At 66.2% G+C, this 13,846-nt stretch carries 15 protein-coding genes; 5 read left to right on the top strand and 10 right to left on the bottom strand.

The genetic code is table 11. From position 1 onward, the window contains the following. Window positions 1-2 precede the first annotated feature (2 nt). Both LG306_RS03920 and LG306_RS03915 read right to left on the bottom strand, forming a co-directional pair. Entirely contained in the window at window positions 3-1,346 is a 1,344-nt protein-coding gene (locus tag LG306_RS03920) for an HlyD family type I secretion periplasmic adaptor subunit (RefSeq protein ID WP_404418378.1), read from the bottom strand. Next, window positions 1,343-3,094: a type I secretion system permease/ATPase gene (locus LG306_RS03915; RefSeq protein ID WP_404418376.1), complete on the bottom strand. Its 1,752-nt coding sequence runs from the start codon at window positions 3,092-3,094 to the stop codon at window positions 1,343-1,345. The genes LG306_RS03920 and LG306_RS03915 overlap by 4 nt, the downstream gene beginning before the upstream one ends. Window positions 3,095-3,172: 78 nt before the next feature. Between LG306_RS03915 and LG306_RS03910 the strand changes: the two genes are divergently transcribed. Then, on the top strand, window positions 3,173-3,637 hold the full coding sequence (locus LG306_RS03910; RefSeq protein WP_404418374.1) for an AprI/Inh family metalloprotease inhibitor: 465 nt from the start codon (window positions 3,173-3,175) through the stop codon (window positions 3,635-3,637). Here LG306_RS03910 and LG306_RS03905 read toward each other — a convergent pair. Beyond that, a complete protein-coding gene (locus tag LG306_RS03905) occupies window positions 3,607-4,605 on the bottom strand; it encodes an alpha/beta fold hydrolase (RefSeq protein WP_404418372.1) in 999 nt (332 codons plus the stop codon). The genes LG306_RS03910 and LG306_RS03905 overlap by 31 nt on opposite strands. Window positions 4,606-4,652: 47 nt before the next feature. On the opposite strand from LG306_RS03905, the gene LG306_RS03900 reads away from it, so the two are divergent. Then, the gene (locus LG306_RS03900; RefSeq protein ID WP_404418370.1) at window positions 4,653-5,489 is read left to right on the top strand and encodes an aldo/keto reductase; all 837 of its coding nucleotides are present in this window, start codon (window positions 4,653-4,655) and stop codon (window positions 5,487-5,489) included. On the opposite strand, the gene LG306_RS03895 is transcribed toward LG306_RS03900, so the two are convergent. Further along, window positions 5,486-5,887, bottom strand: coding sequence for an HIT domain-containing protein (locus tag LG306_RS03895; protein WP_404419638.1), 402 nt, complete (start codon window positions 5,885-5,887; stop codon window positions 5,486-5,488). The two genes, LG306_RS03900 and LG306_RS03895, sit on opposite strands and share 4 nt — an antisense overlap. Then, window positions 5,884-6,777 (bottom strand): SIMPL domain-containing protein, encoded by an 894-nt coding sequence (locus LG306_RS03890; protein ID WP_404418368.1) that lies wholly within the window; start codon window positions 6,775-6,777, stop codon window positions 5,884-5,886. The genes LG306_RS03895 and LG306_RS03890 overlap by 4 nt, the downstream gene beginning before the upstream one ends. A gap of 138 nt (window positions 6,778-6,915) precedes the next feature. On the opposite strand from LG306_RS03890, the gene mdh reads away from it, so the two are divergent. Next, window positions 6,916-7,878 carry a malate dehydrogenase gene (gene mdh, locus LG306_RS03885; protein ID WP_404418366.1) on the top strand — a complete coding sequence of 321 codons (963 nt, stop codon included), beginning with the start codon at window positions 6,916-6,918 and terminating at the stop codon, window positions 7,876-7,878. 212 nt (window positions 7,879-8,090) lie between these two features. Here mdh and LG306_RS03880 read toward each other — a convergent pair whose 3' ends face one another. Both LG306_RS03880 and zapE read right to left on the bottom strand, forming a co-directional pair. Beyond that, on the bottom strand, window positions 8,091-8,588 hold the full coding sequence (locus LG306_RS03880; protein ID WP_404418364.1) for a YbjN domain-containing protein: 498 nt from the start codon (window positions 8,586-8,588) through the stop codon (window positions 8,091-8,093). A gap of 34 nt (window positions 8,589-8,622) precedes the next feature. Continuing rightward, window positions 8,623-9,714 carry a cell division protein ZapE gene (zapE, locus tag LG306_RS03875; protein WP_404418362.1) on the bottom strand — a complete coding sequence of 364 codons (1,092 nt, stop codon included), beginning with the start codon at window positions 9,712-9,714 and terminating at the stop codon, window positions 8,623-8,625. Between the two features lie 143 nt (window positions 9,715-9,857). Here zapE and LG306_RS03870 point away from each other — a divergent pair, with 143 nt between their 5' ends. Both LG306_RS03870 and rarD read left to right on the top strand, forming a co-directional pair. Further along, on the top strand, window positions 9,858-10,904 hold the full coding sequence (locus LG306_RS03870) for an aspartate-semialdehyde dehydrogenase (protein WP_404418361.1): 1,047 nt from the start codon (window positions 9,858-9,860) through the stop codon (window positions 10,902-10,904). Window positions 10,905-10,919: 15 nt separating this feature from the next. Then, complete coding sequence (gene rarD, locus LG306_RS03865; RefSeq protein WP_404418360.1) at window positions 10,920-11,843, top strand: EamA family transporter RarD; 924 nt, start codon at window positions 10,920-10,922, stop codon at window positions 11,841-11,843. Here the strand turns inward: rarD and LG306_RS03860 are convergent. From LG306_RS03860 to LG306_RS03850, 3 genes are all read right to left on the bottom strand, one after another. Further along, entirely contained in the window at window positions 11,840-12,973 is a 1,134-nt protein-coding gene (locus LG306_RS03860; protein ID WP_404418358.1) for a serine hydrolase domain-containing protein, read from the bottom strand. The two genes, rarD and LG306_RS03860, sit on opposite strands and share 4 nt — an antisense overlap. An 85-nt stretch (window positions 12,974-13,058) precedes the next feature. After that, window positions 13,059-13,328: an ATP synthase F1 subunit epsilon gene (locus LG306_RS03855; RefSeq protein WP_039243854.1), complete on the bottom strand. Its 270-nt coding sequence runs from the start codon at window positions 13,326-13,328 to the stop codon at window positions 13,059-13,061. Further along, a complete protein-coding gene (locus LG306_RS03850) occupies window positions 13,328-13,846 on the bottom strand; it encodes a hypothetical protein (RefSeq protein WP_404418356.1) in 519 nt (172 codons plus the stop codon). Before LG306_RS03850 ends, LG306_RS03855 begins: the two co-directional genes overlap by 1 nt.

Below are 13,846 nucleotides of genomic sequence, written 5' to 3'. Positions count from 1 at the left end.
TCCTATTGTTCGGAGCCTGATCGCCACAGGCTTTGCACCAGGGGCTCCACCAGATAGGCCAGCACGGTGCGTTTGCGGGTCAGCATCACGACTTGCACCGGCATGCCCGCGCGGATGGATCGCGCGGCGGAACCCAGCTTCTCCAGTTCAGACTGCGGCACCACGACCTCGGCGCGGTAATGGCTTCGGCCGGTCTTTTCGTCGGTGAAGCTGTCGGCGGAAATGCGCGTAACTCGGCCATGGACGATGGGCGGGTTGCGCTCGCGCAGGCCGGGGAACTTGACCTCCGTATCCAGACCGACACGCAGATTGTCGATGTCGGCAGGATCGACCTGCGCCACGATGACCTGTGACGCCTCGTCGGGCACGACCTCCATCAGGGTCTGCCCCGGCTGAATGACGCCTCCAGGCGTAAACACCGACAGGCCGACGACCTGGCCGGTCGCGGGACTGCGGATTTCGGTGCGCGCCAGTTGGTCGCGCAGTTCGATCATCTTGGGACGCAGATCATTGAGCTGGATCTCCACCTGTCTCAGCTGTTCGGCGACATCCTCGTTCAGCTTGGTGGACACGCCCAATGTCTGAAGGCGGGCCTCGCCGATCTGCTCGCGCGTGCGCGCCACCTGCGCCCGCAACGATCCCTGTTCGCCTTCCAGAGCGGCCGCCGTCCGTTCCAGCGCCCGGACACGGGTAAGCGGCGCATAGCCCTGGGCCGCCAATGACCGCAGGCCTTCCAGTTCTTCCGCGATCAGGCGCTGTTGCGTGGCGTTGGCCTCGATCTGGCGCTCGTAGCCGTCCATCTGATCGCGAAGCTGGCCGATGCGTTGGTTCAACACCCCGGTCTCGGTCGAGCGACCCGCGCCGCGTGCTGCATACTGAAGCCGCTGAAGGCGCATCGCCTCGTCGGCCAACGCCTGATCCTTGGGCGGCAGGCCCGCGAACTCGGGCGGGATCGGCAGGGTCGGCAGACGGTCGCGTTCGGCGATGAGGCGGGACCGTTGAGCCAGGAGGGCGAAGACCTGGCTGGCGGCGCCGCGTTCGCTGGCGGTCAACTCACCGGCGTTCAACCTGACCAGCACCTGCCCGCGTCGCACCTTGTCCCCCTCGGCGACCATTAGGGCGCCGACCACCCCGCCGTCTCGATGCTGAACGGCCTGACGATTGCCGGAAACGAAAACCTGACCTTGCGCAAAGGCGCCCGCATCCAGCGGTGCGAACGCGGCCCAGCCCAAAAAGCCGACGAAGAAGACGATGATGATGCCGATGCCGAGCATCAGCTCCGGCCGCGGGGAATCGGGCGCATCGTCGGGGCTCTTGCGCATGAAGGTATCGATCAGGCTGCTCATGAGGCGGCGCCTCTTTGTGCAGACGCCGCAACAAGCGTCGAGGGGCGATTGATCCGCGCCAGGATTTCGTCGCGCGGGCCCTCCATCTGAACGGCGCCGTCACGCATCATCAACAGGCGATCCACGCGGGCCAATACGCCGGCGCGGTGCGCCACGATGACCACCGCTGCGCCTCTGGCGGCCGCCTTCACGACCGCGACCATCAGGGCGCTCTCGCCTTCCTGATCCAGGTTCGAGTTGGGCTCGTCCAGCACCAGCAGGCTGGGGTCGCCATAGAGCGCGCGCGCCAAGGCGATCCTCTGTGCCTGACCGGCGGAAACACCGGACCCCAGCGGGCCGAGCACGGTGTCATAACCCTTGGGCAGATGCAGGATCATATCGTGCGCGCCTGCCGCAATGGCGGCGGCGACCGCCCCTTGATCAATGATGGCCTTTTCGACACCCACAGCGGCGGCAAACCGAGAGATGTTGTCACGGATCGAGCCGGCCATCAGGCTGGGATTCTGCGGGAGATATCCGATGAACTGAGCTAGGTCATCGCCGTCGCGGGCATCGTACTCGGCGCCATCCAGGCGAACGATTCCGCTTGTGGGCCGCAGCGCACCGGCGATGACGCGCGCCAGAGTGGTTTTGCCCGACCCGCTGGCGCCGATCACACCCAGGGTTTGTCCCGGCTCCAGCGCCAGGCTCACACCCTTCAGCAACGGTTGTTCGCCTTCCGGCAACCGCACCACGACCCCCTCGACTTTCAGCCGACCCGCCGGCGGTGGCAGGGCCGTGCGCGGTCGTTCCTCTCCTTCAGTCTGGCCGAACAGATCGACCAGATTGTTCCAACTCGCCCGCGCCTGGACCAAACCTGGCCAGGCGCCCACCAGAAGCTCGACCGGCGCGACGGCGCGGCTGAGAAGCACCGACGAAGCGATGATCGATCCTGGCGAAATCTGCCCCTTCACGACCAAAAGAGCCGCTAACCCCAAGGCGGCGGACTGCAAAACCAGCCGCACGAACTTGATCGCGCCGGAGTATTTTCCGCCGGCAAGCTGCGCTTCCGACTGTTGCGACACGGCGTTACGGCGCTGCTCGATCTGGCCTGCGATACTGGCTTTTCTCATGCCAAGGGCGCGGACGACCTCGGACTGGGCGGCCACGCTTTCCTGCGCGGCATAGGCGGCCGTGCTGGACTGGATGGCCTTTGACAATCTGGAGCGACTGTCGCGTTCATTCAGCCAAGCCAGAATGAAAAGGACAATGCCCCCGACCAAGGTCAGCACCCCGATCCAGGGGTGCAGCAGGAAGCAGCACGCCAGATAAAGCGGCGTCCAGGGCGCGTCGAAAAGGGCCAGGGCGCCGGAACCCGACACCGCGCCTCTGACATTGTCGAACTCGCGCAGCGCTTGAGTATTCGGCGCCTTGCTCTGGAGGTTGACGACCCGCGACAGGATGCGTGTGGACAAAAGCCGGTCCAGCCGCAGCCCGGCCCTCAGCAACAGACGCGCCCGCAGCCAGTCGAGCGCCGCCAGACAAGCCAGGGCGAAGACCGCGACCGCCGTCATCAGCGTCAGGGTCGTCAAACCGCCGGTCGGCACGACGCGGTCGTAGACCTGCATCATGTAGAGGGTCGGCGTCAGATAGAGGAAGTTGATCAGGGCGCTGAACACCGCCGCCCAGACGAAATGAACCCGACACGCCCTGACGGCCTCGATCAACGGTCCCGCACCTGGACGTTCTGGAAGCAGTGACTTCAACACGACGGGCTTTCGGCTCCATGTCCAACACGGCCACGCAAACCGTGACGACAACCATAGACATGACATAATGGCGTAGCGATGGTTGATGTCCAACTGTCCGATCGTCCAGCGAAACGCATGGGGTTGTGCGCGATGAGATTGAAGTCCTTGCCGAACTTGATTGCGGCCGGCGCCATCGCAGCAGTCGTTGGATTGGTTACTGGCGCATGCAGCGCAAAGGAGGCCGCGATGTCCGAGGCGAGTTCGCTGACGATCCAGGATGTTTTCGGACATTATCAGCTTGCCGGCCCCGATCTGCCAACGACCTGCCGCCTGACGCTCGACCCGGTTTCAAGCGCTGGTCGGCTGCCGATTCTGGCTAGCCGATGTGGATCAGCGAATATGTCGTCGGCCAGCCACTGGCGTGTGACCAGAGAAGGGTTCGATCTCTTGTCAAAGGGGGACGCCGTGCTGATCGGCTTTCGCCGGATTGACGTCGATCGCTTCGAAGGTCGCGACGCCTCTGGACGCGTCTACAGGCTGGAACGCGCGCCAATGGCCTGAACCTCGGCCAGAAACTCCACCAACAGATGGTTGATCTCGGCCGCCCGTTCCTGCTGGATCCAGTGGCCCGCGCCCGGCACCACGACGGATCGGGCGAGGTTCGGCGCCCAGTCCTTCAGCCCCGCCTCACGCCCGCCGGCGTAATGGCGCACCGGGTCGTCCTCGCCGACGATGAACAGGGCGGGCGGGGTGATCTTCTGGTCCTGCAGAAAGGCCGTCAGCGACCAGTTCAGGTCCATCGCTCGATACCAGTTCAGGGGTCCTTCGAACCCGCCTGCTGAAAAGGCCTGCACATATTCGTCGAAATGCGCCTCGCTCATCCACGGCGGCAGGATCGCGTCGTCGGCGATGGTGTCGAGCAGAGCCACGCCTTCGGGCATGAAGCCGGTCGATCTGCGATCGGCGGGGGTCGCGCCGTCGTAGGCGTAAAACAGTTTCCTCAGCGCCATTGCGGGATCGGCGTCCAGCGCGCGGTGCGCATCCGGCGCCTGGAACCGGCTGATATAGAGGTCGCCCAGCCCGGCCCGTTTCGAGATGGCGGCCATGGCGGCGGTGGGCGGTCCCTTGGGTCGGCGCGGCTGGAACGGCACCGACAGGCCCGCGACCGCCGTGAACAGATCGGGCCGCAACAGGGCGCAATGCCAGGCCACGGGCGCGCCCCAGTCATGCCCGACGACGATGTAGGACGCCTTGCCCAGCGCGCGGACCAGATCGACCATGTCGCCGACCAGATGCAGGATGGAATAGGCCTCGACCCCCTCCGGCTTGTCCGTCCCGCCATAGCCCCGCATGTCCGGGGCGACGACATGATAGCCCGCCTGTGACATCGCCTGGACCTGAGCGCGCCAGCTGATCCCCAGTTCTGGGAAGCCGTGGATCAGCAGGACCAGCGGCGCGTTGTCATCCTCGAACCCGGCCTCCAGAACCTGTTGGACCAGACCGTCGGTCTTGATATGCCGGGTTCGCATCGCTTCCTCCGACGGCGTCTTCGCCGCTCATTATCGTCAGGACGGACATGACCCGCCTCGTCACCTTTGCGGACGGTACGACCGTTCCCGCCCTCGGCCAAGGCACCTGGGAGCTGGGCGACGACCCGGCCTGGCGCGATGAGGAGCAGCAGGCCCTGGCGCGCGGCATCGATCTGGGCATGACCCTGATCGACACGGCTGAGCTCTATGGCGACGGCCGCTCGGAACGGCTGGTGGGCGAGGTCATCGCCGGACGCCGCGATGAGGTCTTCGTGGTCTCCAAGGTCCGGCCCGAGAATGCGTCGGAGATGAAGATGATGCTGGCCTGCGAAAAGTCACTGGAACGGCTCGGCGTCGAGCGGCTGGACCTCTACTTGCTGCACTGGGAAGGCCATGTGCCGCTGGAGGAAACTGTCGCGGCCTTCCGCGATCTGGTCGACGAGGGGATGATCGCCCGCTGGGGCGTGTCCAACCTGGACCTGCGCGCCATGGAGCAGCTGATGGAGATCGAGGGGGGCGAGGACTGCGCCGCCAACCAGCTGCTCTATAATCTCGCCTCGCGCGGGGTGGAGTTCGACCTCTTCCCGTGGATGCAGGCGCGCGACATGCCGATGATGGCCTATTCGCCGCTTGGGCGGGGCGAACTGCTGGAACAGCCACTGATCCGCGACATCGCCAATCGCCATTCCGCCAGCCCGGCCCAGGTGGCGCTGGCCGCCGTCCTACGCCACGACGGCGTCATCGCCATCCCCAAGGCCAGCTCCATCGAACACGTCGAGGCCAACGCCGACGCCCTGGAGATCCAGTTCGACCTGGAAGACCTGGAACGGCTGGATGCGGCCTTCCCGCCCCCGAAACACGCCGTGCCGCTGGACATCATCTAGCTGTCGGCGATGATCGTCAGCCGCCGGGCCCGCTCACCGTCCGTATACGGAACAACCGGTCCGCGACCCCAGACCGGATCGGGCCAGAGACCGTCGTCGCGGCGGCGGCCGACCACATGGACATGCAGTTGCGCCGTCACATTGCCGATGGCGCCGACGTTCAGCTTTTCCACCGCGCCCAGCCGCCGGACCACCCCCCCGGCCCGCACCGTCTCCTCCATCAATGTGGCCCGCTGTTGGATGCTGAGGTCTTCCAGCTCCACCGCCCCCTCGACGCGGGGGATAAGGATGAGCCAGGGGAAGCGGGCGTCGTCCTGAAGCCGCACATGGCACAGCGGCCATTCGGCGGCGGCGACCGATCCCGCCTCGAAGGCGGGCGCGACAGAAAACCCCATCAGTTCAGACCGTAGATGACGCAGGCGCTGTCGGTCATCACCTGCAAAGGCGGTTGCAGCGCCAGACGCGCCGCCTCGATCTGGGCCTCGCTGGGCGCGCCGCCTCCGGGCGCTGGAGGCGGGGGCGGGGGCGGCGCCGCGGGCGGCGGGTAGCTGATGCGCGACCCCGTCACCACAATATCGTCCACCGTCGTCTCCTGCCCGCCCCCTGCGGCGTACGAAGGCCAGCCCGCCAGCACGTCCGTCTGGCAGACCCGCCCCGACGGATCGATGATCTTGACGCGGCCCAGGGTGGCGCCCGCATTCGCCGCCGCCGCCTCGGCCCGGCGGCGCGCATCCTTCATCGCCTCGGCCTGCAGATTGGCCTTCCAGCTGTTCTCCGGCTCCAGGTTGAAGTTCACCTGTCCGATCGAGGTCGGACGAGAAGCCACAATGGTCGCATAGACCCGCTCAATCAGGCGCACATCGCGCACCGTCACATTGACCGAGGCGTCAGCCTGATAGCGGGCCACACGGTCGGCGCGGGTGTTGTCGCGCATCACCCCGTTTTCGTCGCGATACTGGTCATAGAGCGGCCGGGTGGTGACGCTGGTCTCGACCCGCACCTTGTCCGCGCCATAGGCTGACAAGGCCTGGCTCAGCGCACGCACCTGATCGGCGGCGGCGCGCGAGGCCTCGGCGACGCTGCGGTCCACCGACTGGAAGCTGGCCGAGACGAAGGCGCGGTTGGCCTGGATCTCGACCCGCACCTGGCCAAGCGACGCGATGACCGGATCGCGCATCCACCAGGGCGCCGGGATATAGCGGTCGCCGATCGTCGCGGGCGGCGTCTGGGCCAGCACAGGCGTGGCGACCGACGCCAGCAGCAGGGCGAAAGCGAATGAACGGCGCATCGAAATCCTCCGGTTGTCGCCGGACCTTCGCAAGCCTGACCAAGGCCGTAAAGCGAGGTTCTTGCGACAGCCGCGCGAGGGGTCTAGACCGCCCGCACGATTAATCCCCTTTCGCACACGCAATAAACGGAGACATCCATGGCACGCGCGAAGATCGCCCTTATCGGCGCCGGCATGATCGGCGGAACCCTGGCCCACGTGGCCGCGCGCGAAGCCCTGGGCGACGTGATCCTGTTCGACATCGCCGAAGGCACCCCGCAGGGCAAGGCGCTGGACATCGCCGAGGCCTCGGCCGTCTTCGGCCAGGACGTGGCCCTGAAGGGCGCCAACGACTATGCCGACATCGCGGGCGCCGACGTCTGCATCGTCACCGCCGGCGTGCCGCGCAAGCCGGGCATGAGCCGCGACGACCTGATCGGCATCAACCTGAAGGTCATGAAGGCCGTCGGGGAGGGCATCAAGGCCCACGCCCCCAATGCCTTCGTCATCTGCATCACCAACCCGCTCGACGCCATGGTCTGGGCCCTGCAGAAATTCTCGGGCCTGCCCAAGGAGAAGGTCGTCGGCATGGCCGGCGTGCTGGACTCGGCCCGCTTCGCCTACTTCCTGGCTGAAAAGACCGGCGTGTCGGTTCAAGACATCCACGCCTGGACCCTGGGCGGTCACGGCGACGACATGGTGCCGATGGTGCGCCACTCGACCGTCGGCGGCCTGCCCCTGCCGGACGCCGTCGCTGCCGGCTTCCTGTCGCAGGACGAGCTGGACGCCATCGTCGAGCGCACCCGCAAGGGCGGCGGCGAGATCGTGGCCCTGCTGAAGACCGGCTCGGCCTTCTACGCCCCGGCGGAATCCGCCATCGCCATGGCCAAGTCCTACCTGCTGGATCAGAAGCGCGTCCTGCCCTGCGCCGTCTGGCTGTCGGGCGAATACGGTCTGTCGGACCTCTACGTCGGCGTTCCCGCCCTGATCGGCGCGAACGGCGTCGAGAAGATCGTCGAGTTCACCACCAACGACGAAGAAAAGGCGATGTTCGAAAAGTCGGTCGCCTCGGTCCAGGGCCTGCTGCAAGCCTGCAAGGACATCGATTCCTCGCTGGCTTAAGCCGCGCGACGATCGAATGACGAAGGGCCTGCGGAGCGATCCGCAGGCCCTTTTCTTTCTTCCCTTCTCCCGTGGGGAGAAGGTGGCCCGAAGGGCCGGATGAGGCCCGCCGGTGGGCCAGCTCGCGCGACCCGACCCTCACCCTTTCGCACCAGAACGACGGCTATCGCCGCCGTGTGCTCAAGCCCTCTCCCACCGGGAGAGGGACATCATTACGGCGCCACATACCCCATCTGGCCCGCAAACTTCGGCAGCAGTTGCAGCCAGACCGTCAGCGGGTCCGCCAGTTGCGTCACGCCTTCGCCCGACAGCACGACGACATCGTACTGCACCGTCGCGGTCGGCGTTTCGGCGGCGGTGTGGAAGGCCTTCAGATAGCGGTTGTCGCGGTTCCAGGCGTTGACCGCATCCAGCGTCGCGCCGGCGCCCGGTACAACGGCGCTGAACTGAACCTCGCCGCAGCCAGACGCCTCGCAGCCATAGAAGAAGATCGCCCAGGTCAGGCCCGCATTGGTCACGGTGAAGAAGGTCAGGCCGTTCTCGGTCTGCACAGGCCCGACCCGCCCGCCCAGCCCGGTGATCCACGTCCCGACCTCGCCCGGCGTCAGCCCGCGACTGACCGCAGCCGGCGCCGTCTGGGCGAACGCTCCTCCCGCCGTCAGCGGCGATATGGTCAGAGAAAGGGCAACGGCGAGGGCGAGACGGCGCATGGAGATACTCCGAGGGTCAGCCCTACCCTAGCCGTCAGTCGCGGACGTGCGCCAGCCAGTCCTTGCTCTGCATTTCGTTGAAGCGCGACACGGTGCGCTCGAACTCGAACGCCCCCACCCCTTCGGTATAGAGGGCCTCCGGCTTGGCCGCCGCCAGCACGATCAGCTTGGTCTTGGCCTCATAGAGGGCGTCCACCAGGGTCACCAGACGCCGCGCCTCGTGGTGGTTGGCCGAGCTCAGGATCGGCACGTCTTCCAGGAACAGGGTGTGGAACCGCTGGGCGATGGCCAGATAGTCCTGCGGCCCCAGCGGCCTGGCGCATAGGTCGTTAAACGTCGCCCGCGCCATCGACCCGACCGTCCGCGCCACCACCACATCGCGGCCGAGCACGGTCAGGTGCGCCGGCTCTTCTGGTTCGCCCCCCTTCAGCTCGCGCCATAACGCTTCGAACGCCGCGCGGTCGTCCGGCGTGTGCCAGACCTGGGCCGAGGTCATCCGGTCCAGCCGCCAGTCCCGCGCCCCGGCCGTCTCGACCACCACGCAACGCTCGCGGATAATGTCGATGAAGGGCAGGAAGAGCTGACGGTTGATGCCGTTCTTGTAGAGGTCCTCCGGCGCGCGGTTCGAGGTGATGGCCAGCACCACCCGATCCTCGAACAGGGCTTCGAACAACCGGCCCAGGATCATGGCGTCGGCGATGTCGGTGACCTGCAATTCGTCGAAACACAGCAGCCGGGCTTCCGACGCGATCAGCTTGGCGATCGGCGGGATGGGGTCGTCGCCCTTATGCGTGCCGAACACGGCCTTGCGGGTCTTCGCATCCCCATCGCGCCACTGTTTCACCAGATCGTGGATGCGGGCCATGAAGGCGTGAAAGTGCGCGCGCGTCTTTCGCGGCTCCGGCGTCGCCGAATAGAACAGGTCCATCAGCATCGACTTGCCGCGTCCGGGCGGGCCGTAGAGATAGACGCCCCGCACCTCCGGCGCCTTGCCGAACAGGCCGCGTTTGGCCAGATCGACCTCGAGCCGCTCCAGCGCCGTGATCACGCTCTCCTGCGCCGGATCGGGCGTCAGCACGCCCTCTTCCACGCGGATATCGTAGGCGTTGCGGATACGGGAGGTCATGGGAGGACTGCTTAAAGCCCGGCACAGTGAAAAGCGATTGCTTCGCGGCTGCGAACGCCTAAATGCACAGCACACACCAAACCGCGCTCAAGCAGCAAGGCTCCGCTGAGCCGAGCGGTAGCGCGTCCGAAGGATCAAGCATCATGGGTTATCGCGTCGCCATCGTCGGGGCCACGGGCAATGTGGGCCGCGAAATGCTGAACATCCTCGAGGAGCTGGAATTCCCCGTCGATGAAATCCACGCCATCGCCTCGCGCAAGTCCAAGGGCGTCGAGGTCTCCTTCGGCGACAAGACCGTCAAATGCCAGGACATCGAGCAGTTCGACTTCTCCAAGGTCGACATCGTCCTGATGTCCGCCGGCGGCGCGGTGTCCAAGGAATGGTCCGAGAAGATCGGCAAGGCCGGTCCCATCGTGATCGACAACTCCTCGGCCTTCCGCAAGGACTCCGACGTGCCGCTGATCGTGCCCGAGGTGAACCCGGACGCCATCAAGGATGCGACCAAGAAGAACATCATCGCCAACCCCAACTGCTCGACCATCCAACTGGTGACGGCGCTGAAGCCGCTGCACGATGCGGCCAAGATCAAGCGGGTCGTGGTTTCGACCTATCAGTCGGTGTCCGGCGCCGGCAAGGAAGGCATGGACGAGCTGTGGAACCAGACCAAGGCCATCTATGGCCTCGGCGACGCCACGCCCAAGAAGTTCCCCAAACAGATCGCCTTCAACGTCATCCCCTACATCGGCTCCTTCCTCGAGGACGGCTCGACCGACGAGGAGAAGAAGATGTCGGACGAGACGCACAAGATGCTGGACCCCGACATCCAGGTCACCGTCACCTGCGTGCGCGTGCCGGTCTTCGTGGGTCACTCCGAGGCCGTGAACGTCCAGTTCGACCGCCCCATCGAACCCGACGAGGCCCGCGCCATCCTGCGCGAGGCGCCCGGCGTGCTGGTCATCGATAAGCAGGAGCACGACGGCTACATCACCCCCGTCGACGCCGCCAGCGAACACGCCGTCTATGTCAGCCGCATCCGCAAGGACCCGACCGTCGAGAACGGCCTGAACTTTTGGGTCGTGTCCGACAACCTGCGCAAGGGCGCCGCGCTGAACGCCGTCCAGATCGCCCAGCTTCTCGACGAGACCGGCGTGATCAAGTCGTCTTCGGGATATCGTTCGATCACGGTCTAGGCGGTCTCAACCGTCATGAACGCCCACGCAGCTCCTACCGACGGCCGCGCCGTCGGCACGGCCATCGCCTGCTACACCCTGTGGGGGTTGCTGCCGCTGCTGTTCATGGCGATGGCGGCGCACGGCTTCGGCGCGCCCGAAATCCTGGCGCACCGGGCGGTCTGGTCGGTCTTCGTTGCCGGCCTGGTCCTGCTGCTGGCCGGGCAATGGGGCGAGGCGCGCCGGGTGCTGGCCACGCCGCGCACCCTGGCCTGGCTGGCCCTGTCCGCGCTGCTGATCGGCACCAACTGGAGCCTCTACGTCTTCGCCACCACCCATCACGCGACGCTGGAGGCCAGCCTCGGCTACTATATCAATCCCCTGCTCAACATGGCGGCCGGCGCCGTGTTGTTCCGCGAGAAGATCGACCGCTGGAGCGCACTGGCCATCGGTCTGGCCGCCATCGGGGTCGTGATCCAGACGATCGCCCTGGGCCATGTGCCGATCATCGGCCTGACCTTGGCCGTCACCTTCTGCGCCTATGCGGTGATCCGAAAGCGCGTACCCGCCTCGGCCCAGACCGGCCTTTTCGTGGAATGTCTGGTGCTGCTGCCCATCGGTGCGGTCTTCCTGGCCTGGTTGACCACCCACGGTCAGGCGGTCGGGTTCGCCTCGCCGTCCGGTCTGATATGGGCGCTGGTCAACGGCCCGGCGACCGTGGTTCCGCTGGCGCTGTTCGCCTGGTCGGCGCGGCGTCTGCCCCTGTCCACGGTCGGTTTCATCCAGTTCCTGGCCCCCACGCTGCAGTTCGCCTGCGGCGTCGCGACCGGCGAGCCGCTGACCCTGCTGCGGATCATCTCTTTCGTCTTCATCTGGGCCGGCGCCGGCGTCTTCGCCCTGGCCGCCTTCAATCGCAGCCGCGCCGCCAAGCGCGCCGTCGCCCTGTCCGAGACGGTCTAGACGGCGGCGTAGAGCGCGTCCAGCAACCGCTTGGGCCGGGGGTCGCCGATCAGGTGCGGCGACTGGCGCGTCATCACATAGGCCGCCGACAGCTTTCGCGACGGATCCGCCATGGCCATCGATCCGCCCCAGCCGTAATGGCCGAAGGCTTCGTTGGGCCCGAACACCTTCAGCCCGTCATTGAGCATCAGCCCTGCCGCCCAGCTGATCGTGTAGGGCAGCACCTTGTCCGGCCCATGGATGCGCTCGCGCGTCAGCTGTTCCAGCGTCCCCGCCGACAGCACCGACCGGCCGTCCAGCACGCCGTCATTGGCGACCACGCCCAGCATCTTCGCCAGGCCCAAGGCCGTGCCGTGCAGATTGGCCGACGGGATCTCCATCTCGCGCCAGGCCGCAGAACCGCGCCCGCCCGGCGCCGAGCCGCGATCCAGGAAGGCCGCCTGTTTGATCGGATCGATGGTCCCCAGGCTGGGCGCCGCCATGGGTTTGCGCATCTGCGCCACCCGACCGTGTTCGCTTTCCGGCAGGCCGATCCACAGGTCCAGATCCGCGAAGTTCTGGCGCAGCGCCTGGCCCATCGTCCGTCCGGTCGCGCGGCGATAGACCTCATTGGCCAGATAGCCGATGGTGATCGGGTGATAGCCCGAGGCCGTGCCCGGCGCCCACATCGGCGCCTGGGCCGCCAGACGCGCCAGAACCGCGGACACGTCGAACCAGATCGTCGGATCGACCGCCTCGGAAAAGCCCGGCAGGCCCGACTGGTGGCTCATCAGCTGGGCGACGGTGACCTCCGCCTTGCCCGCCGCGCCGAACTCGGGCCACAGCGAGGCGACCGGCTGGTCATAGTCGACCTGCCCGGCCTCAACCGCGCTCGCCATCAAAATGGCCATCACCGCCTTGCCGGTCGAAAACACCGACGTCAGGGTGGAGTCGGTGAACGGCGTCGTCCTGGCCGTATCCGCATGGCCCGCCCACAGATCGACGACCGCCTCGCCCTCGACCAGCACGCTGAACCGCGCCGCCTGCTCGTTCAGCCCCTCGGGCGCGTCGGTGAAGTTGGCGGCGAACGCCTCGCGCACGGCCTCAAAGCCGGGGGCGCAAACGCCGTGGATGTCGATGAGATCGGTCATAGGCCGGTCCTAGCGCGCCCGCCGCCCGCGAAAAAGGCCTCCCGCCGAAACGGGAGGCCTCAAATCGTTCGATCCGTCGACAGGATCAGGCCGCGACGACCTCGGTCGCCTGTTCGGCCAGGATGGTCAGACCTTCGCCGTTCACGTCGGCGAAACCGCCGTGCACGTCGTACTGGGTCTTTGAGCCGTTGTTATAGACGGTCACCAGACCCTCGCGCAGGGCGGTCATGAAGGGCGCGTGGTCCGGCAGAACGCCGAAGTCGCCCTCGACGCCCGGTGCATCGACCTGGTCCACGAGGCCCGAGAAGACCTCGCGTTCCGGCGAGACGAGGGAAAAGTTCAGTTTGCCAGCCATCAGTCCGATGTTCCGATTTGATAGGTGGCGACGGAAATCGGATAGGTCCCGCCCGTGCCCCATATCGCCATGTAAATCACGCTTTCGGCGACGTTCTTCCTGAAAAGAACACCCTTGCCGTTGACGTCGTTTGAATCGCTATCGAAGGTCCAAGTCTGTGTGGTCCTGGCCTTTGTGATGTAACCATCACCGGCTTCAGGCCCATTTAGGTCGAGCGCGGAACAGCTCTCGCCACCTGGTTGAGAGGGCCGCACCACCATAATCCGAACCGGGTCAATCGGCGTCCCGGACAAGGTGTAGGTTCGTGAAACCTCTTCGGTTTGAACCGTCGATGCGGCTGACTTGAAGCCCTTCTGGAGAAAGAAGCTCGCCTCATCCGAAGCGGGCGGAAAACGCCCTTCGGCCACGAAGGCCTCGCAGGCTCCCGCCATCGCCTCGAATTCTCCACCGACTTGGGCCTGCGCCGACAAGGGCGTTGCCAGAGCGAGAAGAATGAGGCTGACGAGAGCCTTGCTCAT

This window comes from Brevundimonas vesicularis, from assembly GCF_044807075.1.
GTDB lineage: Bacteria > Pseudomonadota > Alphaproteobacteria > Caulobacterales > Caulobacteraceae > Brevundimonas > Brevundimonas vesicularis_G.
The sequence above is the reverse complement of the archived record's forward strand: the minus strand, read 5'-3'. Positions and strand labels throughout refer to the sequence as shown.